This is a genomic window from Exiguobacterium sp. s191 (genome assembly GCF_018618955.1).
GTDB lineage: Bacteria > Bacillota > Bacilli > Exiguobacteriales > Exiguobacteriaceae > Exiguobacterium_A > Exiguobacterium_A abrahamii.
Window position 1 is genome coordinate 185,118 of sequence record NZ_JACSNC010000001.1, and the last position, 23,310, is coordinate 208,427.

Consider the following 23,310-nt stretch of genomic DNA (forward strand, 5'->3'; position numbering starts at 1 on the left):
GTCAATTCATGAATGGATTCAGCCATTATCAATTACACCCGTTCGTCATCGAAGCACTCGATGACGCCCGCATCACAAAACCGACCGACATTCAGTCGCGGATCATCCCAGCTGCAGTAAAGGGACGCGATATCATCGGTCAATCACAAACAGGAACAGGAAAAACGTTATCGTTCCTTCTTCCAATCGTTCAAAACGTCGATCCAAAGCTTCAAGAATTACAAGCAATCATCGTTGCTCCAACGCGCGAACTTGCTTGGCAAATTCATGAAGAACTGAAATCGTTACTCGTGAAGGAACCAGACTTCATCAAGACGAGTCTTATTACAGGTGGAATGGATCGCGAACGTCAAATCGGTCGTGTGAAAGTCTCACCTCAAATCGTTATCGGAACACCGGGACGTATTTTAGACCTATTCAAAGAACAGGCTTTAAAACCGCATTTCGTGAAGCACTACGTTATCGATGAAGCGGATCAAATGCTCGACATGGGCTTCTTGCCAGAAGTTGACCGGATTGCGCAAGCTCTTCCAGAACAGCTTCAGATGATGGTCTTCTCAGCAACGATTCCTGAGAAATTGCAACCGTTCTTGAAAAAATACATGAACAACCCGCGTTATGCGCATGTGGATCCAAAACAACAGACAGCGAAGAAAATCGTTCACCATACGATTCCGGTCAAGCATCGTGAGCGCTCACAATTGACGTTGAAAGTCGCGAAAGCGCTGAATCCGTATATTTGTCTAATCTTTACGAATACAAAAGCAGAAGCAATCGAAGTCGAAGCTTTGTTCCTAGAAGCAGGACTGAACGTTGGTTCCCTTCACGGAGATCTTCCGGCACGTCGTCGTAAACAAGCCATCAAAGAAATCAACGATGCGAAGTATCAATACGTCATCGTGACGGATCTTGCAGCACGCGGAATTGATATTTCAGGTGTCTCGCACGTCATCAACCACGGTATTCCAAAAGATTTAGACTTCTACGTCCACCGTGTCGGTCGGACAGGTCGCGTCGATCAAGATGGATTGGCATATACACTGTTTGAAGATCACGAGAACGGTATGATCAATCGCTTAGAGGATCGTGGCATTCAATTCACGAACGTTGATGTCAAAGGCAGTCAAATCGTCGAGGTCAAAGAACGTCGTCGTGCGAAGCCGCATATGAAAACTGCTGTCTCGAAGACAGCGCATAGCCGTCTGTCAGGTGAAGCAGCAAAAGCGAAAAAACGCGTTAAACCAGGTTATAAGAAGAAGCATCAATATAAGCTGAAAGAAACAGCAAAACGTGAACGCATCAAAGAACAACGTGGTGTCGGTCGCGCGCAACGTAAAGAAAACGCACGCAAATCAAAATAATTCCATTGATGACACCCGTGAAATGAAAAAACATTTTTCGGGTGTCTTGTTGTTTTTAAGATTTGGTACACTGTAAAAAGAGAAAGGTGGAAAAGAACATGAAAATAGGTTCACACGTCTCCGTTTCGGGGAAAAAAATGCTGTTAGGTGCAAGTGAGGAAGCGGCATCTTACGGTGCAACGACGATGATGGTCTATACAGGAGCACCTCAAAATACACGCCGTAAGCCGATGGAAGAGTTACGGATTCAAGAAGCATTGCAACATATGAGTGCTAATGGAATAGAGGAAATCGTCGTGCATGCGCCGTATATCATTAACTTAGGGAATACGACGAAACCCGAGACATTCGAACTCGCCGTTTCGTTTTTAGCAGCAGAAATTAAACGAGCAGAAGCGCTTGAAAAGGCGCAACACATCGTATTACATCCTGGTGCGCATGTCGGTGCTGGGGAAGAAATCGGAATCAAACGGATTGTCGAAGGACTCAATGAAGTACTGACAGGTGACGAACAGGTCAAGATCGCGCTTGAGACGATGGCTGGAAAAGGATCGGAAATCGGAAAAACCTTCGAGGAACTTGCTCAAATCATCGAAGGCGTCACACATCATGATCGTCTGTCCGTCTGTCTCGATACATGTCACGTGCATGATGCAGGATACGATATCGTGCACGACTTAGATGGTGTTCTTGAGCAATTCGACCGGATCGTTGGACTGGATCGTCTTGGTGTCATCCATGTGAATGACTCAAAGAATATCCGTGGTGCGCGAAAGGACCGTCATGAAAATATTGGTTTTGGTGAGATTGGATTTGATGCCTTACATCGCGTCGTGCATCATCCTGCTCTGGCACATTTACCGAAAATCTTAGAGACGCCATACATCGGTCTCGATCCAAAGAAAAAAGTGGCACCGTATAAACAAGAAATCGATATGTTACGTTCGGGTGCGTTTGATGCAGACTGGCGTCTACCGATTCTAGGAGCACCGGTCGAATAACTCATAAAGGGGTGTCTGTGATGTGTCATATACTCGTCGTTGATGAGACTAGTTTTGCGATACGAAAAGCTGTTGTCCACTACTATGAAACAAAGGAACCGTTTTATTTGCCGGCAGAACTGGTAGAGGGAGAAGAGGTGTTTCTTGCGACGACTGACGGTATCATGGCGTATGCTGAAGCCTTGTTCACCGAGTATACGACACGTCCAGAAGATCCATTTTGGTTGACGAATGCTGACGACTCGGAAGGGTCATATGTGTGCCTTGATCTCATCAGTGTGGATTTACGTCATCCCTTACTTGGACGACCACTCGATCAACTTGGTCTTAAAACTGGACCGGTCGAAGGCGTGTTTCGCACGCGTCTGCTTGATTCATGGCAGTATGGGTATTTCGAAACGGATGTACTGACACTCGAACAATCTAAACAACGTCGAATCGAGCGCTTCAAGGAGCGAAATCATCTGGAACAAGTCGCGCGTCAATGTATGCATTGTGAGGAGTCTAGGCAGTCGTTACTGGAATGGCATTTGACACCAGAAGGATATCAGACGGTTTGCCCGACCTGTCACCGATGGTTACATCAACAGATGCTTCATGCGGTGGATACGGCAGCAGCAATGGAAGAGAGTGAGTAAAATCTTTTCCTATTCAAGCAAAGCTCCCGCGACTGACATTTAATCATTAAAACCTTAAAAAGAATCAAAAACAGTTCTCTTTTCTGCGCTGGCAACAAAGAGAACTGTTTTTGTTTGGATTAGAAAAAGCGTTCTACTAAAAATAGATAGATTTTCATCCCAAGGAAGACACCGAAGATTCCGACGACGGCTGGAAAAACGGGTGGGGCAGGAATCGGCAGTTTCAGTGCGGTAAACACGACGCCGCAGATGACGCCGGCGAGAAGGGATAATAAGATTTGCTGAAGCATACATTTCGTCCTTTCTGCTGTAAATCAGCATGTGAAGTAGAGTACGTGGTAAAACATTACCAGAATCATGTAGCATTTTGATCAAGAATGACTTTGTCCTCCTTCTTTTCGATCGTGATCCACTTTTGTGTTAATGGTGTTGTAAAACTAGGTTTTTGTTTGAGTTTGCCGCTCGTATAGTCTTGAATCAGCAGCTGGGATTCACAGCTCTGTTTTCCTTCCTTCACGTAATGATAGGATCCATCGGCTGCCTGCTCACGCGACTTTACATTATCAGCCAGGGCGAGGGCGAGGCAATCCTTTAAATACTCCTTATGTTCTTCGTCCATGATCGGGAACAAGATTTCAATTCGTTTTCGCATGTTGCGTGTCATCCAGTCTGCGCTTGATCCATACATCAAATCCTGACCGTTGTGATGGAAGTAGAAGATGCGTGAATGCTCCAAGTAACGATCGACGATCGAAATGACGCGAATGTTCTCCGAAACATCTGGAATACCAGGACGCAGACAACAGACGCCCCGAACAATGAGTTCGACTTGGACACCAGCGCGCGATGCCTTGTAAAGCCGTAAAATGATGTCTTTTTCCGTTAGACTATTCATCTTGGCGACGATTCGACCGTTTCCGTGTTTTTTATGATGATGAATCTCTTCATCAATCAATGACAGGAACTTCTCAAGCATCGCGTTCGGTGAAGTTTGGATGACGTTCCATTCCGGCTGTTCCCCGTATCCGGATAACCAATTGAAGAAGTTCGTCGCATCTTCGGCGATCTCTTCCCGAGCGGTTAATAATCCGACGTCCGTGTATAGTTTCGCCGTCGAATCATTATAGTTGCCGGTACCAAGATGGACGAAACGCTGAATCTTGCCTTCGTGGAGTCGAACGACGAGCGTGATCTTTGAGTGGGTCTTTAAATCACTATATCCGTAAATGACATGAGCGCCGGCTTTCTCCAGTTGCTTTGCCCACTCGATGTTCTTCGCCTCGTCGAATCGAGCCTTCAGTTCAACGAGGACGGTGACCTGTTTCCCGTTCTCCGCTGCCGTTTTTAAGGCCTTGATGATCGGTGAGTCACCAGATACGCGATAAAGCGTTTGTTTGATGGCAAGGACGTTCGGATCATTCGCCGCTTGGACGATGAACCGGACGATAGGATCAAACGTATGATACGGATGATGCAAGAGGTAATCGCGTTCCAGTAATTGATTAAACAGATTTTTTGAACTATCGAGTGCCGGTGGGTCGACCGGCATGATCGTCTGATAGATCAAATGATCATATTCAATACCGATTTGACTGTAGAAGGCAAAGGAGAACGTTAAATCAATCGGACCGTCCACGGCAAAGATGTCGCGTTCCTGCAAATCAAGCACATCGCGTAACATGTTGAGCAGTTCGGTATTGATGGCAGCTTTTTGGACTTCGAGTCGAATTGCGACTCCCCAACGCCGTTTTTTTAATTCTTTCTCAATCAGCTTTAATAAATCATGGGTACCTTCCTCATGAAACGGAAGGTCGGCATTACGCGTAATCCGAAACGGCATGGCAGACAACACACGATAGCCTTTGAATAGACTATCGATGAAGGCGATGATGACGTCTTCGAGTAAGATGACAGCCGTCGTCTCGTCATCTTCTACTGGTAAATCGACGAATCTCGGTAAAACAGCAGGTACTTGTACGAGCGCCAAATTTCGTTTCGTCCCGTCTTCTGCCTCGAGTACCGTTGCGATGTTAAGTGATTTTGACGAGAGCATCGGGAACGGACGATAGGCATCGACGGCAACGGGCGTGAGTACCGGAAAGACTTGTTCACGGAAAAAGGATTTTACATAGGTCGTTTGTTCCGAAGTCAGGGCATCATATTTCAAGAATGTAATGCCTTCATCGGATAACGTCTGATTGATTGCTTGAAATGCTTCGTATTGCCGATCGACTAACTCTTTTGTTTTCGCTGCGATCGCACGTAACTGTTGTTTGGGTGTCATCTGTTGTTTATTTTCCGGTTTATTGAATCCGGCGAGTACTTCATCCTTTAAACCACCGACCCGTACCATATAGAACTCGTCTAGATTGGAACTAAAGATACCGAGAAACTTAAAACGTTCCATTAACGGATTGCGTGTGTCAAACGCTTCATCCAGTACACGTTTGTTGAATTGGAGCCAGCTAAGCTCACGATTATTGAAATGTTCCGGTATGTCGAGCTTCATGAAGGAAGATCTCCTTTCGTTTCGAAGGTAATCGTACAATCAATGATTCGTTCCAGGTGTTTCTTTTGTTTTTCCGCTTTTTCGACTTCGAACCCATAATCATGATCCCCTGTATCGAGGACGAATTGGAGTTGATCCTTTTGAAGGAATAGCTCCAAATGATCGACAGCTTTTCGCTCCGTCACGTCGAGCGCATGACTTAATTTGAGGAGAGATCCAAGTAGGTCAAAGCAATCCAGCGATTTTTCCGTAAACCAGTCCTTGAAAGGTTTCGCAAGCTGGTTCATCCGTTTGGCAGAAGAATAGGAACTGACGAGCGAGAGAGCAACGCGATCCTTGTGCGTCATGCCATTCAATTCGGTATTCGTCAACAGGTAGAACGTCTGGTCCGATCGTGTATCTGGATTAATGTATTGTCCACAATAAAATAAGCGACTTGCTGAATCGAGCAGTCGTAGATCAGACGCGCGTTCTGAAATCAAGTCGAGCGTGACGAGCTGCCGGTACATCGATTTGGCGAGTGTTCCAATATATGACGCACGATCTCGATTGACCTTATAGTCGCTCTCGAGCTGATAGAGACTTTGCTCACGTACGTTTTCAATCCGACGGTATGCTTCGTCTTGCACATCGAACTCGTAAACAAGACCTTCGCGAAGACCGAGATTACTCATGACGAATTCTTCTGCTTCGATGTGATGGGCTAACTCTTGAATCGCAATCAATGCCGGCAGGAAGATATCAATTCGATCTTTTGATAGTCCTTCGATTTTCGATAGTTGTTTCGCCGACTTTCCTTCGAGATCGTCGACCATCTTCGCAAGTTCTTTCGCTTTGATTTGATATTGATGAACACTTCGAAGGGGATAGTCCTGATTCGACTGATGGATCCGAACGAAATTTCGGGCAGAACCACCGACACCGATTAAAGGAAGCTTTTTGTCACTCAGCCATGGAATCGATTCGAATTGTTCCCGTAGGAATTTCACCAATTTCTTCTTGTCGCTGGCACTTAGTGTCTCGTCCGAAACGAATTGCCGTGTCAAGGTGACGGCACCAAATGGAAAGCTGTGATACGCGACCATTTCACGATTCTCAATCAAGGTGACCTCCATGGAACCACCACCGATATCAACGGAAAATCCGTCTTCAAGGAAGGTCGAATTGATGATGGCAAAATAGCCATAGTATGCTTCTTGTTCATCTGTCAGAACCTGAATGGAAAAAGGCGTGTTTTCTGTAACGGATTCAACGATGGCATCTCGGTTCGTTGCATTACGGATGGCTGCTGTCGCGACACAGATCGTTTCTTCGACTTCATGGGTGACACCAACTTCATAAAAACGATGTAACGTTTCTTCAAGTAAGGCGATGCCTTCATCATCGAGTGCTCCATCCTCGTTGATGTGAGCAGATAACCGGGCGACGACTTTAATATTAATCTTCTCGATATAGCGACCAGAAGCGATCGGATGGAAGATAACATAACGAATCGAGTTGGAACCGATATCGATGACTGCAAGTTCTTGTTTCAAATGACTCCGACTCCTCTCTGCGATGCGTGCACTAAAAGAATTCCCTCTCTGAACAAGCCGGAAACAGCTAGCTTCTTTCTTTATTGTACCTTGAATGTTTTCTAAGGAGGATAGGAAGTTGCTAGAGTTGCGCCAATAATTGGCGGGCGCTATAATAAGACAGTTGATTAAGGCGTAATTATTCCGTTTTACGAAAACGGAAGGAGTGAAAATAAATGGAAACACCAATCATCGAGATTGATCAAGTCAGCTATGATTACCCAGATCGTCGGGTGTTGAATCAAGTCTCGTTTCAGGTCGAGCAAGGACAATTTTTAGCCATTGTCGGGGAAAATGGATCCGGAAAATCGACGCTGATCAAATGTATATTAGGGTTATTGCAACCGAAAGGAACGATTCGTTTATTTGGACAATCCCAATCACAATTCAATGAATGGTGGCGAATCAGCTATGTCTCGCAAAAAGCGGCAGCGTTCAACTCCGGTTTTCCGGTGACGGTCGCAGAAGTCGTTGAGATGGGACTGTACGCCAAAAAAGGACTCTTTCGTCGCTTGTCTCGAGACGATCGAGACAAAGTACGAACGGCCCTCGAAACAGTCGGCATGTGGGAGCGACGCGATTCAAAAGTCGGCGACCTATCCGGTGGTCAACAACAACGTGTCTTCATCGCACGTGCGCTCGTCAATGATCCGGATTTAATGATCTTAGATGAACCAACTGTCGGTGTCGATCAGCGATACGTCAAAGAATTTTATGAAATATTAGAAGAACTTCGTCGAGATAAGCGCCGGACATTCGTTCTTGTCACGCATGATATCCACTTCGTCAGTAAACTTGTCACGGATGTGATCCATCTGGTCGATGGACGTTTAGGGTGTAACTGTGGCATCAAGGAATACTGGGAACTAGATGAACAGACGATCCGCTCCCTCTATCCGGTTCCGGGACGTGTTCTCGTTCATGAAGGGAAGAGTGTCCAATGATTGAAGCGTTCATGACGTTAAAGTTTTTACAGTACGCTTTAGTGGCTGCCATTCTGATCGGATTCACGGCACCATTGATCGGTTCGTTCGTCGTCGTCCGGCGGATGAGCTTAATCGCAGATGCGTTATCACACGTCACCCTTGCCGGAATTGCGCTCAGTCTATTGATTTCTGGAATGGTCGCACAATTAGCGGACTTGAATCCACTGTATTTAGGAATCGTGACGTCGGTCATCGCGGCACTGACGATCGATTGGTTGCGTGCGAAATACAAGCATTTCCAAGAACTCGCAATCCCGATCATAATGGCGACGGGAATGGGGCTTGGAGCAACATTCATCAGTCTCGCGAACGGCTTTTCAATGGATCTCGTCTCCTTCTTGTTTGGAACGGTCTCGGCTGTCGCCTTGACGGATGTATATACGATTCTTATCGTGACGGTCGTCGTCGTCATCTTCGTCTTTGCTTTTTATAAGGAATTGTTGTTCCTCTCCTTTGACGAGGAGCAGGCGCGCGTTTCCGGGATTCGCCTTCGCTTAGTGCATATACTCTTTATGATCGTCGTTGCGCTTGTCATTGCGATCAGTATGCGAATCGTTGGGATTTTGCTTGTCTCAAGCTTAATCACGTTACCGGTTGCGGCAGCACTTCGAATTGCGAAAAGTTTTAAGGCGACGATCTTTTTAGCTATCATATTTGGTGAGGTTGCGACAGTACTTGGGCTCATCCTGGCCTATCAGTTCGATTTGGCACCCGGCGGAATGATCGTCTTGCTTGCGGTACTTGAGCTGATCATCGTGATGCTGTTGGAACGTTTTTGGATAGGAGGGAAAACACATGAAGACGAACATCGAACAAGCGCGTGAACGCATGAAGGCTTCCGGGTTTAAAATGACACCGAAGCGTCTCGATTTGCTATCGTATCTGTTTGAAGTGAATCGTTATGTCAGTGCGCGGGAAGTAGCAGAAGCTCTTCGAACGTCTCATCCTTCGTTAAGTTATGATACAATCTATCGAAACTTGAATGACTTTTCGGAAATCGACTTATTAGAAGTGACGGAATTAGACGGTGAGATGAAATACCGAGCAGCTTGTGCTTCAGGACACCATCATCATCATTTGATATGCCGAATCTGCGGCAAGACGGAAACATTGAATGTCTGTCCGATGGAATGGGTTTCTCCGGTCCAAGAGACTGGCTTTGAAGTCGAGGATCATAAGTTCGAAATTTATGGACGCTGTGCGAATTGTCAACGCATGACATCTTAAATGAAAGAGGATGCCCGGTCGGGCGTCCTCTTTTTGCGTTTTAAAAGACTAGTCCTGTTCAAAACGGGAATAGTCGAACAGAGGTGATGAGAAGATGATTTATGATACACAAGAAGCGCGACAAATCGATGAGTGGGCACGGACATCCGGACTGCCACTTGAAGTGCTGATGGAACGAGCTGGAAGTCACATCGCAACACGTATCAAAGAGCGTCATAGGAAGACGGAGCGAATCTTGATTTTATGTGGGACAGGCAATAACGGTGGGGATGGGTATGTCATTGGACGCGAATTGATACGCGACGGATTTGATGTCACACTACATGCACCATTTGGAGAGAATCGTTCGGATACATCCATCGTTCATGTCCATTATGCAGAAGCGTTTGGACTCGTGACCGAACAACCGTGTGGTCAATATGATGTCATTCTAGATGCCTTATATGGAACGGGATTTGATCCAAATCGGGTGAATCAAGTGTTCGAAGCGCAATGTGAATTCGTATCGGAACAAAAGCGACAAGGGGCGCGTATCTATGCAGTGGATGTGCCGAGCGGAGTACCGACGGATCACGCAACGGAATTTAAGGAGACAGCGGTTCGCGCAGACGTGACATTTCAACTGCATGCAATGAAACGATCTGCCTTTTTAATACGGACAGCACCGTTTTATGGCGAATCAGAAACGATTGATATCGGATTACCGACATTTGGTGAATGGCGCGTATCACCTAATGGTGTGACCGCCTTGTTCAAGCGGGAACCATACGGTCATAAAGGAACGTACGGGACGGCGCTATTGATTGGTGGAAGTGAGACGATGCCGGGTTCCATCCAACTCGCGACACGGGCAGCCTTACGAACAGGAGTCGGTAAACTACAAGTGGCAACGACGGCACTTGCGAAACATGGAATCATCGCCCAAGCGCCGGAAGCGATGGTCATTGATCAGACGTTACAAGCAATTCAGGAGATGCTCCCCTCCGTCTCAGCAGTTGGAATCGGTCCCGGATTATCGCAAGAGGCAGTCGAAACATGGGTGGACTATCTGCTTGAGAGTGATTTGCCGGTTGTACTAGATGCTGCAGCTCTAGTAAAAGAAAGTTATCCCGAACGAACCGCGCCAATCATCGTCACACCGCATATCGGTGAATTCGCCCGGATGACGAATCAGAGTGTCGAAAGTATTCAAGATGATCTTTTTGGTCAGGCAACCGACTATGCCATCTTGCATCAAGTAACTGTCGTTTTGAAGTCCCATGTCATCTTAATCGCGAAACCAGATGGAGGCGGATTCGTCGTCTCTGGTGCATCAAGTGGTCTCGCCAAAGGAGGAAGTGGGGATACGCTGTTTGGCATATTAACCAGCCTTCTTGCACAACATCCAACAGGAGATATTGAAAGAACACTAGCGCAAGGAGCGGAGTGGTATGCACGTGCTTCTCGACAAGTCGAACGACACATGCATCCGAGCAGCTTGCTAGCAACGGATGTCATCGAGGAGTTAGGAAGAGTCGAGCTATAAAAACATCAATTTGAAAGAAAAGTCTTCCACGATACGTATGAGGGAAGACTTTTCTTTTTAGGAAAGAATTGACACATTCTATTTGACAGGAGTATCATCAAGCGATGTCGAAACCTTTATACGGAAAATCAGACGGAAAGGAGGGGGAAAGCATGGAGGATATCGTTCGGAAACAACAATGGTGGATTGGAAATTTTGCCTTATTCATGATGTTCGTTGGTGCTTTGATCATTTATACGACGACAGAAGAGACAATTAAGAATGCGTATTTGAGTCGTTCTGTCATCATTTCATTTTTAATCGTCATGGGTCTATTTATTTTTTATATTAGTCGTCGCAAAATGGAAACCGTTTTGCAAACGCACTTATTGTCTTTGATGTTGCTCGTCGTTCCGATTACATCGATTAGCTTTTTACCTTATGCGGCAGTTACCGTTTGGGCAAGTAGCTTTTTGTTTTTGATGATCGCTTTAATCTCGTATCAACGAATCATGATGTGGTACGCCATCGTGATTGCCATCGCAACTAGTTTGTATGTCATGTGGAATGCCGATACCGTGACGGTAGAAATTGATCCGACGGACCATTATGGACGGATTGGCATGATTGTGATTGGCGTATCGATTGCGCTTGTCATCAATCACTTGCATATTCGCAATTTAAATCGGTTAAATGACCTTGCGATACAATTACACGATACGGCGCGACGTGATGAAGAAACAGGTGTCTTGAATCGCCAAGGATTAAACGAAATTGATTTTCCAAGACCCGAACAACAGCTCATTTTTGTCGGGATTCATTTAGAAAACTACTATGAGCTGGCACGTTATTTTGGAGAAGATATTCAGTTACAAGTACTACGCGCCTGTATCGAGCGACTCAAGAGACAACTACCTCCTTATCAAGCTTTTGCTCGGATTGAAGCAGGGACGTTATTGATCGTCATGGAAAAGCCGGACGAGGTGGCGTGTAAGGAAGCGATGGAAGAATTGAGCCAAGAAATCTCTGTACCATACGAAATCGAGGGGCATCATGTCTATGTCAACATATCCATCGTCATTGATAATGGCGAAGGGGCGACCAACAATCGAAAGCGTCGGGTGCAGCAATTATTGACTGCCTTACAAGAAGCAGCGCAACAAAACGAACGTGTGATGTGTATTGACCAAGAATGGCGTAAGGATCAAGAATTACGAGTCAAAGCAGCACAATCCCTAGCCCAAGCTAACATCGAAACGGATTTTCATCTGGTCTATCAATTACAATACGATGTCCGATCAGAGCGATTCATCGGTCTTGAGGCCTTAGTTCGATGGAAGACCTCGTTACAAGGAGCAGATCGACCATCCGTATTCATTCCGATTGCTGAAAAAAGTGATTTAATCATTCGTCTAGGAGAATGGATTTTTGAGGAAAGCTGTAAGACACGCAAAGCATTGATCGATCTGGTTCCAGACGAGTTTACGTTATCTGTCAACGTATCACCACGCCAGTTGACGAGTGAATCGTTCATGCCGTTCATCGAACGAACGCTACTGAAGTATGCCTTAAAACCGCAACAGATTAAAATTGAAATCACAGAGAGTCAGTCACTTGATTTCGAGAGTCAATCGATTCATCGAGCGCTCAAACGAATCAAAACGCTCGATTTCCCGTTGTCACTCGATGATTTCGGAACTGGTCACGCATCCTATCATGTTCTCGAGCGTTTGTTACCGTTACGTCAATTAAAGATTCCGAAGCAATTCATCGAACAAATCGGTGAATCGGAGAAACGACAATCCATCCTCGAGTCGATTTTTCAACTGAGCCAGTCGATGCATGTCGAATGTATCGTCGAAGGAGTTGAGACAGGAGAAGAAGTACGCATTGCCAAGGAAATCGGTATTCATCTATTCCAAGGTTATTTCTTCGCTAAACCGGTACCACTTGAAGAAATCATCTGTCTACTGCAAAAGACGAATGAAGGAACGGTCCGTTGACCAACAAAAGCCACTTCAGTCCGAATCGCTCGGAGGAGAAGTGGCTTTTTAGTATTCATTTCGATTGATACAGGCGAGACTGATTTCGTCCTTGTGCTTTTGCTTCGTACAAAGCGCTATCCGCTTGCTTAAATACTGTTTCAGCTGGTTGTTGATGAGCGTAAGCAATTCCTGCGGATACCGTAATGGATACGGCATGATCTTGCATGACGAACGGTGTTTGCTGAACAGCTGTTACGATTGTTTCAGCTAAGACGACAGGAGGATGCGGTTCAATGTCTGGAACGATGACGATGAATTCTTCACCACCATATCGACCGACCGTAACGGGTGCCGGACAATGCTCGTTCAATAAGATTGAAAAGTGGCGCAAGACAGCGTCTCCTATAGCGTGGCCATGTGTATCGTTTACATTCTTGAAGTGATCCAAATCAAACAAGATGACTCCCCAAGAATCTTTACTCTTTTCGAGCGTCGTGACTTTTTCTAAAATGACATGGCGGTTCGCGAGCCGCGTCAATTGATCGGTCGAAGCAAGATAGGATTGATAAGAATAAAGAACAAAATGCTGCTGAAGAAGTGAAGACAAACGATAAAACAAAAAGGCTCCACCAATCGTTAAAATGAAATATGGAATATAAATCGTTCCCCAGGCATCCGCTGGGGAGTTGCTCATAATCAATCGCGAGAGTACGAGTAGGGAACCGACCGTGACGATAGCAGAAAAGAAATACCCTTGCCGTTTGATGAATCGACGACAAATAAAAGAAAGTACTAGAAATCCAAGTAGTGTGATGACAGAACTAAACAGAGCGTCTAGTGAATCGCCACTATCAATCACGAATCGATAAATCAAGAGCATCAGCCCTGTCACGGCAATACTGATATTACCACCGAACAAAGCGGACAAAGCGAGAGGTAATAACCGTAAATCAATCAACGCTCCATTTAAGTCGATTGCATTATGCATAAGTAGAATGCCAGTCATACCATTGGAAAGTCCGAAATAGAGACGAGTAGACATTTTTGAGTCAGGTTGAATTGGCAAACGATCACGAAGTAGGTAAAAGGTGAACGTAGAAACGAGAAAAATAATACAGATATTAATAAAAAAGATATTCACTGTCGCAAGCATCACGAAGCCCTTCCTATATCAAAGTTTCAATCTATCGTCATTGTACGATATCAAGTCATACAATGACATAAAAATGGAAAAAACAGCCTAATCGGCTGTTTTAACGAATCGGTGCAAATTTTTGAATCTCTTGAACGGCCTCATTCCATGAAGCGACACGAATGACATTATTCGGTACGGCTTTACGGTTATAAGGTGCGTCGAACAAGATTACAGGAATCGATGTGTCTTCTGCGATCTGCACAGCATTCTCTAATCGATCTTCCATGAATAAATCGAGTGATAAATCACGAACGACTTGTACTTTGTCGTGTGATCCCGTCATGATCAAGGAATCAAGAGGAAGTTCGTGTTGTTTGATCCACTCTTCTGTTACAGGACGAACGAGCTCCGATCGTGCTGTTACGTAATGGAGGTCATATTGCTTCCGCAAATTCCATAAGTGGTGGCGAACATGTTCTTGAGGGATGGATTCACGATAAATGCCGGTCTCGTGACCGGAGTTCACCATGTAGTCCCAAAATTCGATTTGATTCATATCGGTGTACGTATGCAATTCATACTCGGACGCCTGATTGAAGTCAATCGACGTTCCGAGATATTTATTCATGTAAGTGAAGCAAGAGGATGGATGTGTGATCGTTCCATCAATGTCAATTCCAATTTTCATTTACAGTCACCCACGTTCTAAAAATTTTTCTTCACTTAGTATAACATAGTCGAAATCGAGATACGAAAAAAGACTCCTCGCGAGGGAGGAGTCTTCAACTTATGCATGGTTCGCTTTTTCGGCTTCTTTTTCAGCCTGTTTTTCGAGAACGATCGCATCGATCTCTTTCTTCAATTCTTCGACCATCGTTGCTTCCGGTACTTTACGGATGATTTCTCCGTGACGGAATAACAATCCTTCGTTTCGTGCACCAGCGATACCGATATCAGCTTCACGTGCTTCACCAGGACCGTTGACCGCACATCCGAGAACCGCAACTTTGATGTTCGCTTGGATGTTTTCGATATAGTCTTCGATTTCTGCAGCGATTGACATTAAATCGATTTCGATCCGACCACATGTTGGACATGAGATCAATGTCGCTGCGTTCGCTGCGAGACCAAATGATTTCAAGACTTCTTTTGCGACTTTTACTTCTTCGACAGGGTCCGCTGAAAGAGATACACGAACTGTATTTCCGATTCCGCGTGACAAGATCGCGCCAAGTCCCGCTGCTGATTTTAATGAACCAGAGCGAAGTGGACCAGATTCCGTAATCCCGACGTGAAGTGGATAGTCGAATGATTCAGAAGCGAGCTGATACGCTTCAAGCGCCAACTGTACGTCTGATGCTTTAAGCGAGACGATGATATCATGGAAGTCGAGATCTTCGAGAATCTTAATGTGGTGCAAAGCACTCTCGACCATACCACGAGCAGTTGGGTAGCCATATTTTTCAAGAATATGCTTTTCAAGTGAACCGGCGTTTACCCCGATCCGGATTGGGATGTTTTTCGCTTTTGCTGCTGTAACGACGGCTTCGACCTTTTCGCGGCGACCGATGTTACCCGGATTGATCCGGATTTTATCGACGCCAGCTTCGATTGCCATAAGCGCAAGTTTATAGTTGAAGTGGATGTCTACGACAAGCGGAATGTTAATTCGGCTTTTGATTTCTGCAAGTGCGAGCGCATCACGTTCTTCTGGACAAGCGACGCGGACGATTTGGCAACCAGCTTCTTCAAGGCGTAGGATTTCAGCGACTGTCGCTTCGACGTCGTGTGTTTTAGTTGTCGTCATACTTTGGATGATGACTTCATTATTTCCACCAATGACAAGGTCCCCTACACGAACGGGACGAGTCTTAGAGCGATGGACCATTTTCGGCATATCGAAAATCTCCTTTTGTGGCATACCGCCATATTGTTTATGTTTACCTTTTCTATCATATCGAACTATTCCCTAAAAATCGAGAAACAAGAACGAAAATTGAACATTTACAATTGTTTAATGAAAGAAGGGCGTCCGTCAATCCGTCGGACGCCTGATTTTTATACTCATTGAGGTTTACGTGAAGCGCGTGGCTTTGAGGAACGGGCAATCCATAATGGTACTAATGTGTAGACGAAGTGTCCGATTACGAGTATCCCGATTCCGAAGCGAGGGTAATCGAGTTGGTATAGAAGCATACCGAGTGGGAAAGACCAGAGATTTGTTGCGACCGTGTAAGGAAACGTTTGGCGATACGCCCACGGACGGGGAAGTAACAATCGGACAAACCCCTTCGTTAGATACGCCATAAACAATACGTAAAGTAATACAGCGATTGCGATAAAGATGAAATGAAGGATGAACCAGACGACGATCGGGATGTTTTTTTGTAAAAAGAAGGAATCAATGACCGTCGTCCAAAATGAAATCCAAGCTAATCCACAAAAATAAAGGGAAACATCTGCCAAACGAAGGCGCAAAAACGGACGATTTGGAATTAAGGAAGTTTGTAAGTAATTAATTAGTTGACGTAAAAATGACAAGTGAACCACTCTTTCTATTGTTTTATAACAGATTTAAATTATTTAATTTTCATTGGTAATAAAAGTTTTTTTTGTAGTAGTACAGATTAATAAAACTTTAACAAACGGATGTCTCAAAAACTATTTACAAGTTCAACAGACCTTTACATAATGGGGGAGTTGAGAAAATAAACTTTACAAACACATCAATCCACATGAAATAAAGGAGCTGGCAAGATGAACTATGATTTGCAGGAAATGATTTTCACCTTCATCGGTGGACTCGGAATTTTCCTATTCGGTATTAAGTATATGGGAGATGGGCTCCAAAAAACAGCCGGAGACCGATTACGTTATATCCTCGATAAATATACGACAAATCCACTACTAGGTATCCTAGCGGGTATCGTCGTAACCGTCCTGATTCAGTCTTCGTCAGGAACGACCGTCATCGTCGTCGGACTCGTTAGTGCGGGTCTGATGAATTTACGACAAGCGATCGGAGTCGTCATGGGGGCAAACATCGGAACAACGATTACAGCCTTCATCATTGGCTTTAACGTCAAGGAAGCTGCGCTTCCGGCAATTGCGCTCGGAGCCTTCTTGATTTTCTTCTTTAAAAAAGAACGGATTCAATACATCGGACAGATTTTCTTCGGCTTCGGTGCATTGTTCTATGGTTTGACATTGATGGGCGACGGAATGGCTCCACTCGAGTCAAGCGTCTGGTTCCGTGAGTTGACGGTATCGATGTCGGATAACCCATTGCTTGGTGTATTTGTCGGAACGATCTTTACTGTTCTTGTCCAGTCGTCGTCAGCAACGATCGGCATCTTACAAGAGTTGTACGCTGGCGGCATGATCGATATCAAAGCGGCACTTCCGGTCTTGTTCGGTGATAACATCGGAACGACGATCACAGCAGTACTTGCAGCACTTGGTGCGTCGATTGCAGCAAGACGTACAGCAGCAGCACACGTCATTTTCAACATCATCGGAACAGTATTGTTCCTGATTGCATTACCAATTTTCTCAAGCTTCATTACGTGGATCACAGGAACGCTTGATTTAGGTCCGAAAATGCAAATTGCCTTTGCACACGGAACATTCAACGTCGTCAATACGTTGATTCAATGTTGGTTCATCGCACAAATCGCATGGCTTGTACAAAAAATCGTACCGGGTACGGATACGACGATTGATTCGAAACCGCGTCATCTCGATCAGAACATCTTGAACCAATCTTCGGCACTTGCATTAAATCATGCAAAACTCGAAGTATTGCGAATGGGAGAATTCTCGAAAGACGCCCTTGCAAAAGCGCACCGTTACACGCAATCGCATGATAAGAAAGATGTTTCAGAATCAGAGCAGATTGAATATGCAATCAACCACTTGAACACAGAAGTCACGAATTACCTTGTCAAAGTAGCGGCACATGATTTATCAGAACGAGAATCAAATGATCATTCGTTATTGATGCATGCCGTCAATGATTTTGAACGAATCGGTGACCACGTCGAAAACATCGTTGAATTGGTCGATTTCCAAATCGTCAACCGAATTCAGTTCACATCAGCTGCGAAGCAAGAGCTTGATGACATGTACGCCTTAACGCAAGAAATCGTCGATTGTGCTGTTCGCGCTGTCGAAGAGGATGATGTCACACGAGCTCGTAAGGTTCTGGAACTCGAAGGCAAACTCGATGCACTCGAACGTTCATTCCGGAAGCATCATGTCCTTCGTGTTAACGCTGGCGAATGTACGGGACAAGCAGGAATGATTTTCGTCGATCTCTTGTCGAACCTCGAACGAATTGGCGATCACGCTGTCAACATCACGGATCTCGTCCTTGAACAGCGGACAGCTTTAACGAACTAAGTGAAATACGATTTTCTTATAACAGCTGATTTCAAAAATATGAAATCAGCTGTTTATTTTTTTGAAATAGCATATTGACAAGTTTCGCCACATCTCGTAATCTAGTAAGAGTAAGAAACATACATCATGGCGGTGTAGCTCAGCTGGCTAGAGCGTACGGTTCATACCCGTGAGGTCGTGGGTTCGACTCCCTCCGCCGCTACTATTACTTAAGGACCCTTAGCTCAGCTGGTTAGAGCTGACGGCTCATAACCGTCCGGTCGCAGGTTCGAGCCCTGCAGGGTCCATTCAGTAGAACGCTTCTCGTTGAAAAACGGGAAGCGTTTATTTTTGTTCCCCCGGGGAATAGTAAAGATATTGTAATAATATTCATACTATAGTAACTAAGGGAGAGCGAAGAGAGATGGAACGTAACCATACGATGATGCAGTTTTTTGAGTGGCATGTAGAGAATGATGGGAAGCACTGGCAACGCTTGAAAGAGCGGGCGCCTGAATTACGTGCTGCCGGCATCACGTCCGTGTGGATTCCACCGGCGTCAAAAGGTCAATCAGATGAGGATACAGGATATGGCATCTATGACGTCTATGATTTAGGCGAATTTGATCAAAAAGGAACGGTCCGTACGAAATACGGTACGAAAGATGAACTCGTCGAAGCAATCCAGGTTGCTCGTGAGAACGATATCGCTGTTTACGCTGATGTCGTCATGAACCATAAAGCAGCAGCTGATGAACTTGAGACGATCAATGTCGTCGAAGTCCATCCGGAAGATCGTTCGAAAGAAATTTCAGAAGAGTTTGAAATCGAAGCCTGGACGAAGTTTACATTCCCAGGACGTAACGGAAAATATTCAGATTTCATCTGGACACATGAATTTTTCAATGGAACGGATTTTGATGCCCGTGAAGAAAAGACGGGTGTCTTTAAAATTTCCGGTAAAAATAAAGATTGGAATGATCAAGTCGATGATGAATTCGGCAACTATGACTATTTGATGTTCGCGAACATCGATTATAATCATCCGGAAGTCCGCGAAGAAATGATCCGCTGGGGACATTGGTTCCAAGAAACAATTGATTGCCAAGGTTTCCGACTCGACGCCATCAAACATATCAATTATGAATTCGTTCATGAATTCGCAAAATCGATGATTGAAAAAAGTGAAGGTGACTTCTATATGGTCGGTGAGTTCTGGAAATCAGATCTCGATGATTGTCGTCATTTCCTTGATAGCGTCGACTATACGATCGATTTGTTCGATGTTCCGCTTCATTACAAGTTCCATGAAGCTTCGAAGCAGGGACAGGACTTTGATATGACGACGTTGTTTGCGGATACCCTTGTCGAATCACACCCGACGAATGCCGTCACGTTCGTCGACAATCACGATTCTCAACCGGGAGAATCACTTGAGTCGTGGGTGGATGACTGGTTCAAACAACATGCTTACGCGGCGATTTTACTTCGTAAAGACGGTTACCCGTGTGTCTTCTACGGTGACTATTATGGAGTGCAAGGACCACATCCGGTAGAAGGAAAAAAAGAAATGATTGATGCTTTACTCTATGCACGGTATCACAAAGCGTATGGTGAGCAAGAAGATTATCTCGATGATCCTCATTGTGTCGGTTGGGTTCGTCGAGGTGTTGAAGAAATCGAGAACTCCGGCTGCGCGGTCTTATTGTCGAATGCCGATATGTGTGAAAAACGGATGTTCGTAGGTGTTGAGCGTGCGGGACAAGAATGGTTCGACTATACGAACCATCAAGATCACCCTGTCGTGATCGACGATGAAGGATTTGGTGTCTTCCCGGTTCCAGGTGGTGGTGTCTCAGTTTTTGCTCCGCGAGAAGTCGAGTAAATCCGAGGGTCTTGACTTGCGTCAACACAGGTTCTTTTGCTAGTCTTAAAGGGTATTGAAGTTTTCGAAAATAGCACAAAGGGGGACATGAACATGTCAAAATTTGAATTACCAGAACTCGGCTACGCTTATGATGCGCTTGAGCCACATATCGATGCTCGTACGATGGAGATTCACCACACGAAACACCACAACACGTATGTCACGAACGTGAATGCGGCGCTTGAGGGTACAGAACATGAAGGAAAGTCACTTGAAGAACTTCTTCAAAACTTGGATGCTCTCCCAGCAAACATTCAAACTGCAGTCCGTAACAACGGTGGCGGTCACTGGAACCACTCATTCTTCTGGAAACTGTTGAAGAAGAACGACGGTGCTGCTCCAACAGGGGAACTCGCGACAGCAATCGACGAAGCATTCGGATCATTCGATGCATTCAAAGATGCATTCGCGAAAGCAGCAACAACTCGTTTTGGTTCAGGTTGGGCTTGGTTAATCGTTGACGGTGGAAAATTGGCGGTCGTTTCGACACCAAACCAAGATACACCAGTCATGGAAGGCAAAACACCAATCCTCGGTCTTGATGTTTGGGAACATGCATACTATCTCAACTATCAAAACCGTCGTCCTGATTACATCAATGCGTTCTTCAACGTCGTTGATTGGGATCACGTAGCGAAGCTTTACGCTGACGCGAAGTAATATGAAAACGAGCGTATCGTTCAATTGTGAACGATACGCTTTTTTTAATGCGGAAAATGATGGGATAGGTTGTTATGGAAAGTTTCCTTCTATATAATGAAACAAGATGACTTTTGAACGATAGGGGAGTACGCCATGGCTAAACGAATCACCGTACGAGGAAGACGGCGTAATCATCTGCCGCTTCGTCTGAATTTAATGTTCTTCGTCGTTTTTTTATTGTTTGCGATTTTGATTTTCCGTTTAGGAGTTGTGCAAATCGTCAATGGTGAGAAAATTTCGCGGGAAGTTCAAAAAACAGAAATGATCGCATCAAAATATGAAGTGCCACGCGGAAAGATTTATGACCGGGATGGTCGTCTTTTGGTTGATACGATTTCTAAATACTCCATCGTCTACCGTCGCGCACAAACGACGAAAGTCGATGAACGCATTGAGATTGCACAGCGTCTTGCGGCAATCATTGATCTACCTAAAAAAGATTGGAAAGTCACAGAACGTGATATTAAGGACTTCTGGATTGCGACGAACACGGAAGAGTCCGATCGTCGTTATCAAGAAGCCGTCAAACAGAAATATCCTTCAGCAGAAGCACAAAGTAAACTATCAATCGCAGAACAGGATCAAATCCGATTAGATGCGATTACGAAAGACGATATCGATTATGACGACCAAACGATGGAAGTCATTGCGATCAAACACAACATGGAAGTCGGATACGCACTTGATCCACAACTCGTCAAACTCGGTGCTTCCGCAAAAGAGATGGCGATCATCGATGAAAATCTAGAAGATTTAAAAGGTGTATCGGTGGAACCGTTCTACGAGCGTTCTTATCCATATGAAGGAACACTACGGAACATCTTCGGGAAGTATTCGAAGATTCCAGCAGAACAACAAGCGGAGTTCAAAGCAAAAGGTTACAGCTTGAATGACCGTGTCGGAACATCATTCCTTGAACAACAGTATGAAGATCTTCTGCGCGGGAAACCCGCGTACGATGTGTATGAGACGTTCAATGGGGAGCCGGTCGGTGATCCAAAACGTGAGGAAGGTGAGTCCGGTAAAGATCTCGTTCTGACCGTGGATGCGGAATACAATAAACAAGTCGACCAAATCATGCAACAAGCCATTAAAATGGGTCGTGGCATGGGGAGTCGTTATCTAAAAGAAGGTTACGCCGTCGTCATGAACCCACAGACTGGTGAGATTCTTGCGATGTCTGGTCAAAAGTTGGATCCAGCAACCGGTAAGTTCTCGGATGTCGCAATCAATAACGTGTTGACGTCGCTTCAAATCGGTTCGACGATCAAAGGCGCAACGGTTGCGATGGGACTCGAGGAAGGTGTCATTCGTCAAAACGAAGTCATCAATGATGCGCCGATCACAATCGGGGGTACGAAAAAAGCATCGTACGTCAACATGGGAGCAATCACGGATTTGACAGCACTTGAGCGTTCATCAAACGTGTATATGTTCAACATTGCGATGCGGATGGCGAAGTATCCGAGCAACGGGATTGCGGGTGCGAGCGTTGATGCCGCAGCGGCAATCATGCAAAACTATTACAGTCAATTCGGACTAGGTGTGACGACAGGAATCGATTTGCCTTATGAAGCAAAAGGGGTTCAAGGGACACCTGACCGTGTCACGTTACTCATGGACCGAGTCATCGGACAGTATGATGCGTTTACACCGCTACAAGTCGCACAGTATATTTCAACACTTGCCAACGGTGGCTATCGTGTTCAGCCGCATTTCTTAAAAGAAGTTCTCGCGTCGAATTCGATTGAAAAAGGAACGAAACAAGTTGATTATAGCTTCAAGACGAATTACCTGAATCGGATTGAAGTCAGTCAAGATAACATTGATCATGTCCGAGAAGGATTGCATCGTGTCGTCAAGGGAGAGCGTGGTACAGCGAAAGTCATCGCGCAAACCGGTATTGATGCAGCTGCGAAAACAGGTACAGCGCAGGTCAGTGTCTATGGTGACGATGGAATCGCCTTGCGTGACGGAAGTGGTCAACCGGTTCGTTCATTGAACTCGAACCTCGTTGGTTGGGCGCCGTACGATAATCCAGAGATGGCATGGGCCGTGTTCCTTCCTTATATGGAACAAGAAACCGTCAACTCGAAAATCGGTCACGATCTTGTCAAAGCGTACTTTAATGTCAAAGATATCCCGTGGCAAACTAAGCCAAATTAACTAGAAACTAAGCGAGAGTGAGCAATCACTCTCGTTTTTTTGTTTGCATTGACCTTTTTTTCTAATGGATTTCGAATTGTAAACACTAAAAAACACGCCTTTACAATTCTTTTACGTTGGATTCATTTCGTTTTAATAGTTCATCCGTAGTATAAGTCTTGTAAGGAAAACGGACAAAAAGTCGTAGCATCGTCAGCGACATACTTTCGAGGAGG

19 protein-coding genes and 2 tRNA genes are annotated in these 23,310 nt (G+C 45.1%); 14 read left to right on the plus strand and 7 right to left on the minus strand.

From position 1 onward, the window contains the following. Window positions 1-8 precede the first annotated feature (8 nt). From KNQ09_RS00950 to KNQ09_RS00960, 3 genes are all read left to right on the plus strand, one after another. Entirely contained in the window at window positions 9-1,361 is a 1,353-nt protein-coding gene (locus tag KNQ09_RS00950) for a DEAD/DEAH box helicase (RefSeq protein WP_064300313.1), read from the plus strand. A gap of 98 nt (window positions 1,362-1,459) precedes the next feature. Beyond that, window positions 1,460-2,362, plus strand: coding sequence for a deoxyribonuclease IV (locus KNQ09_RS00955; RefSeq protein WP_058712880.1), 903 nt, complete (start codon window positions 1,460-1,462; stop codon window positions 2,360-2,362). 20 nt (window positions 2,363-2,382) lie between these two features. Further along, entirely contained in the window at window positions 2,383-3,000 is a 618-nt protein-coding gene (locus tag KNQ09_RS00960) for a hypothetical protein (RefSeq protein ID WP_214857077.1), read from the plus strand. Between the two features lie 119 nt (window positions 3,001-3,119). On the opposite strand, the gene KNQ09_RS00965 is transcribed toward KNQ09_RS00960, so the two are convergent. From KNQ09_RS00965 to KNQ09_RS00975, 3 genes are all read right to left on the minus strand, one after another. Next, entirely contained in the window at window positions 3,120-3,290 is a 171-nt protein-coding gene (locus KNQ09_RS00965) for a XapX domain-containing protein (protein WP_023467523.1), read from the minus strand. A gap of 65 nt (window positions 3,291-3,355) precedes the next feature. Then, on the minus strand, window positions 3,356-5,509 hold the full coding sequence (locus KNQ09_RS00970) for an RNA degradosome polyphosphate kinase (RefSeq protein ID WP_064300311.1): 2,154 nt from the start codon (window positions 5,507-5,509) through the stop codon (window positions 3,356-3,358). Continuing rightward, entirely contained in the window at window positions 5,506-7,044 is a 1,539-nt protein-coding gene (locus KNQ09_RS00975) for a Ppx/GppA family phosphatase (protein ID WP_214857079.1), read from the minus strand. Before KNQ09_RS00975 ends, KNQ09_RS00970 begins: the two co-directional genes overlap by 4 nt. Before the next feature lie 215 nt (window positions 7,045-7,259). On the opposite strand from KNQ09_RS00975, the gene KNQ09_RS00980 reads away from it, so the two are divergent. The 5 genes from KNQ09_RS00980 to KNQ09_RS01000 all read left to right on the plus strand — a co-directional run bounded on the left by KNQ09_RS00980 (window position 7,260) and on the right by KNQ09_RS01000 (window position 12,803). After that, complete coding sequence (locus KNQ09_RS00980) at window positions 7,260-8,027, plus strand: metal ABC transporter ATP-binding protein (RefSeq protein WP_023467526.1); 768 nt, start codon at window positions 7,260-7,262, stop codon at window positions 8,025-8,027. Then, window positions 8,024-8,893 carry a metal ABC transporter permease gene (locus KNQ09_RS00985; RefSeq protein ID WP_064300309.1) on the plus strand — a complete coding sequence of 290 codons (870 nt, stop codon included), beginning with the start codon at window positions 8,024-8,026 and terminating at the stop codon, window positions 8,891-8,893. The genes KNQ09_RS00980 and KNQ09_RS00985 overlap by 4 nt, the downstream gene beginning before the upstream one ends. Then, on the plus strand, window positions 8,865-9,296 hold the full coding sequence (locus KNQ09_RS00990; protein ID WP_023467528.1) for a Fur family transcriptional regulator: 432 nt from the start codon (window positions 8,865-8,867) through the stop codon (window positions 9,294-9,296). The genes KNQ09_RS00985 and KNQ09_RS00990 overlap by 29 nt, the downstream gene beginning before the upstream one ends. Before the next feature lie 94 nt (window positions 9,297-9,390). Further along, window positions 9,391-10,821 (plus strand): NAD(P)H-hydrate dehydratase, encoded by a 1,431-nt coding sequence (locus KNQ09_RS00995; protein ID WP_214857081.1) that lies wholly within the window; start codon window positions 9,391-9,393, stop codon window positions 10,819-10,821. 152 nt (window positions 10,822-10,973) lie between these two features. Beyond that, complete coding sequence (locus KNQ09_RS01000) at window positions 10,974-12,803, plus strand: GGDEF domain-containing phosphodiesterase (RefSeq protein ID WP_064300307.1); 1,830 nt, start codon at window positions 10,974-10,976, stop codon at window positions 12,801-12,803. Between the two features lie 55 nt (window positions 12,804-12,858). On the opposite strand, the gene KNQ09_RS01005 is transcribed toward KNQ09_RS01000, so the two are convergent. From KNQ09_RS01005 to KNQ09_RS01020, 4 genes are all read right to left on the minus strand, one after another. After that, window positions 12,859-13,938, minus strand: a complete 1,080-nt coding sequence (locus KNQ09_RS01005) for a GGDEF domain-containing protein (RefSeq protein WP_285801425.1) — start codon at window positions 13,936-13,938, stop codon at window positions 12,859-12,861. A 100-nt stretch (window positions 13,939-14,038) separates the two neighbouring features. Then, a complete protein-coding gene (locus KNQ09_RS01010) occupies window positions 14,039-14,608 on the minus strand; it encodes a 5' nucleotidase, NT5C type (RefSeq protein WP_231884699.1) in 570 nt (189 codons plus the stop codon). A gap of 99 nt (window positions 14,609-14,707) precedes the next feature. Next, complete coding sequence (gene ispG, locus KNQ09_RS01015) at window positions 14,708-15,817, minus strand: flavodoxin-dependent (E)-4-hydroxy-3-methylbut-2-enyl-diphosphate synthase (RefSeq protein ID WP_023467533.1); 1,110 nt, start codon at window positions 15,815-15,817, stop codon at window positions 14,708-14,710. A gap of 167 nt (window positions 15,818-15,984) precedes the next feature. Further along, window positions 15,985-16,470: a hypothetical protein gene (locus tag KNQ09_RS01020; RefSeq protein ID WP_353049738.1), complete on the minus strand. Its 486-nt coding sequence runs from the start codon at window positions 16,468-16,470 to the stop codon at window positions 15,985-15,987. Window positions 16,471-16,677: 207 nt separating this feature from the next. Between KNQ09_RS01020 and KNQ09_RS01025 the strand changes: the two genes are divergently transcribed. The 6 genes from KNQ09_RS01025 (at window position 16,678) to KNQ09_RS01050 (ending at window position 23,095) form a co-directional block, all read left to right on the plus strand. Further along, window positions 16,678-18,321, plus strand: coding sequence for a Na/Pi cotransporter family protein (locus tag KNQ09_RS01025; protein ID WP_064300303.1), 1,644 nt, complete (start codon window positions 16,678-16,680; stop codon window positions 18,319-18,321). Window positions 18,322-18,449: 128 nt separating this feature from the next. Beyond that, window positions 18,450-18,523: transfer RNA gene (locus KNQ09_RS01030), tRNA-Met, on the plus strand. Between the two features lie 11 nt (window positions 18,524-18,534). Next, window positions 18,535-18,608 (plus strand) — tRNA-Ile (locus KNQ09_RS01035). Between the two features lie 116 nt (window positions 18,609-18,724). After that, window positions 18,725-20,185: an alpha-amylase gene (locus tag KNQ09_RS01040; protein WP_064300302.1), complete on the plus strand. Its 1,461-nt coding sequence runs from the start codon at window positions 18,725-18,727 to the stop codon at window positions 20,183-20,185. 93 nt (window positions 20,186-20,278) lie between these two features. Beyond that, entirely contained in the window at window positions 20,279-20,887 is a 609-nt protein-coding gene (locus tag KNQ09_RS01045; RefSeq protein WP_064300301.1) for a superoxide dismutase, read from the plus strand. A gap of 135 nt (window positions 20,888-21,022) precedes the next feature. Beyond that, window positions 21,023-23,095 carry a peptidoglycan D,D-transpeptidase FtsI family protein gene (locus tag KNQ09_RS01050; protein ID WP_064300300.1) on the plus strand — a complete coding sequence of 691 codons (2,073 nt, stop codon included), beginning with the start codon at window positions 21,023-21,025 and terminating at the stop codon, window positions 23,093-23,095. Window positions 23,096-23,310 lie beyond the last annotated feature (215 nt).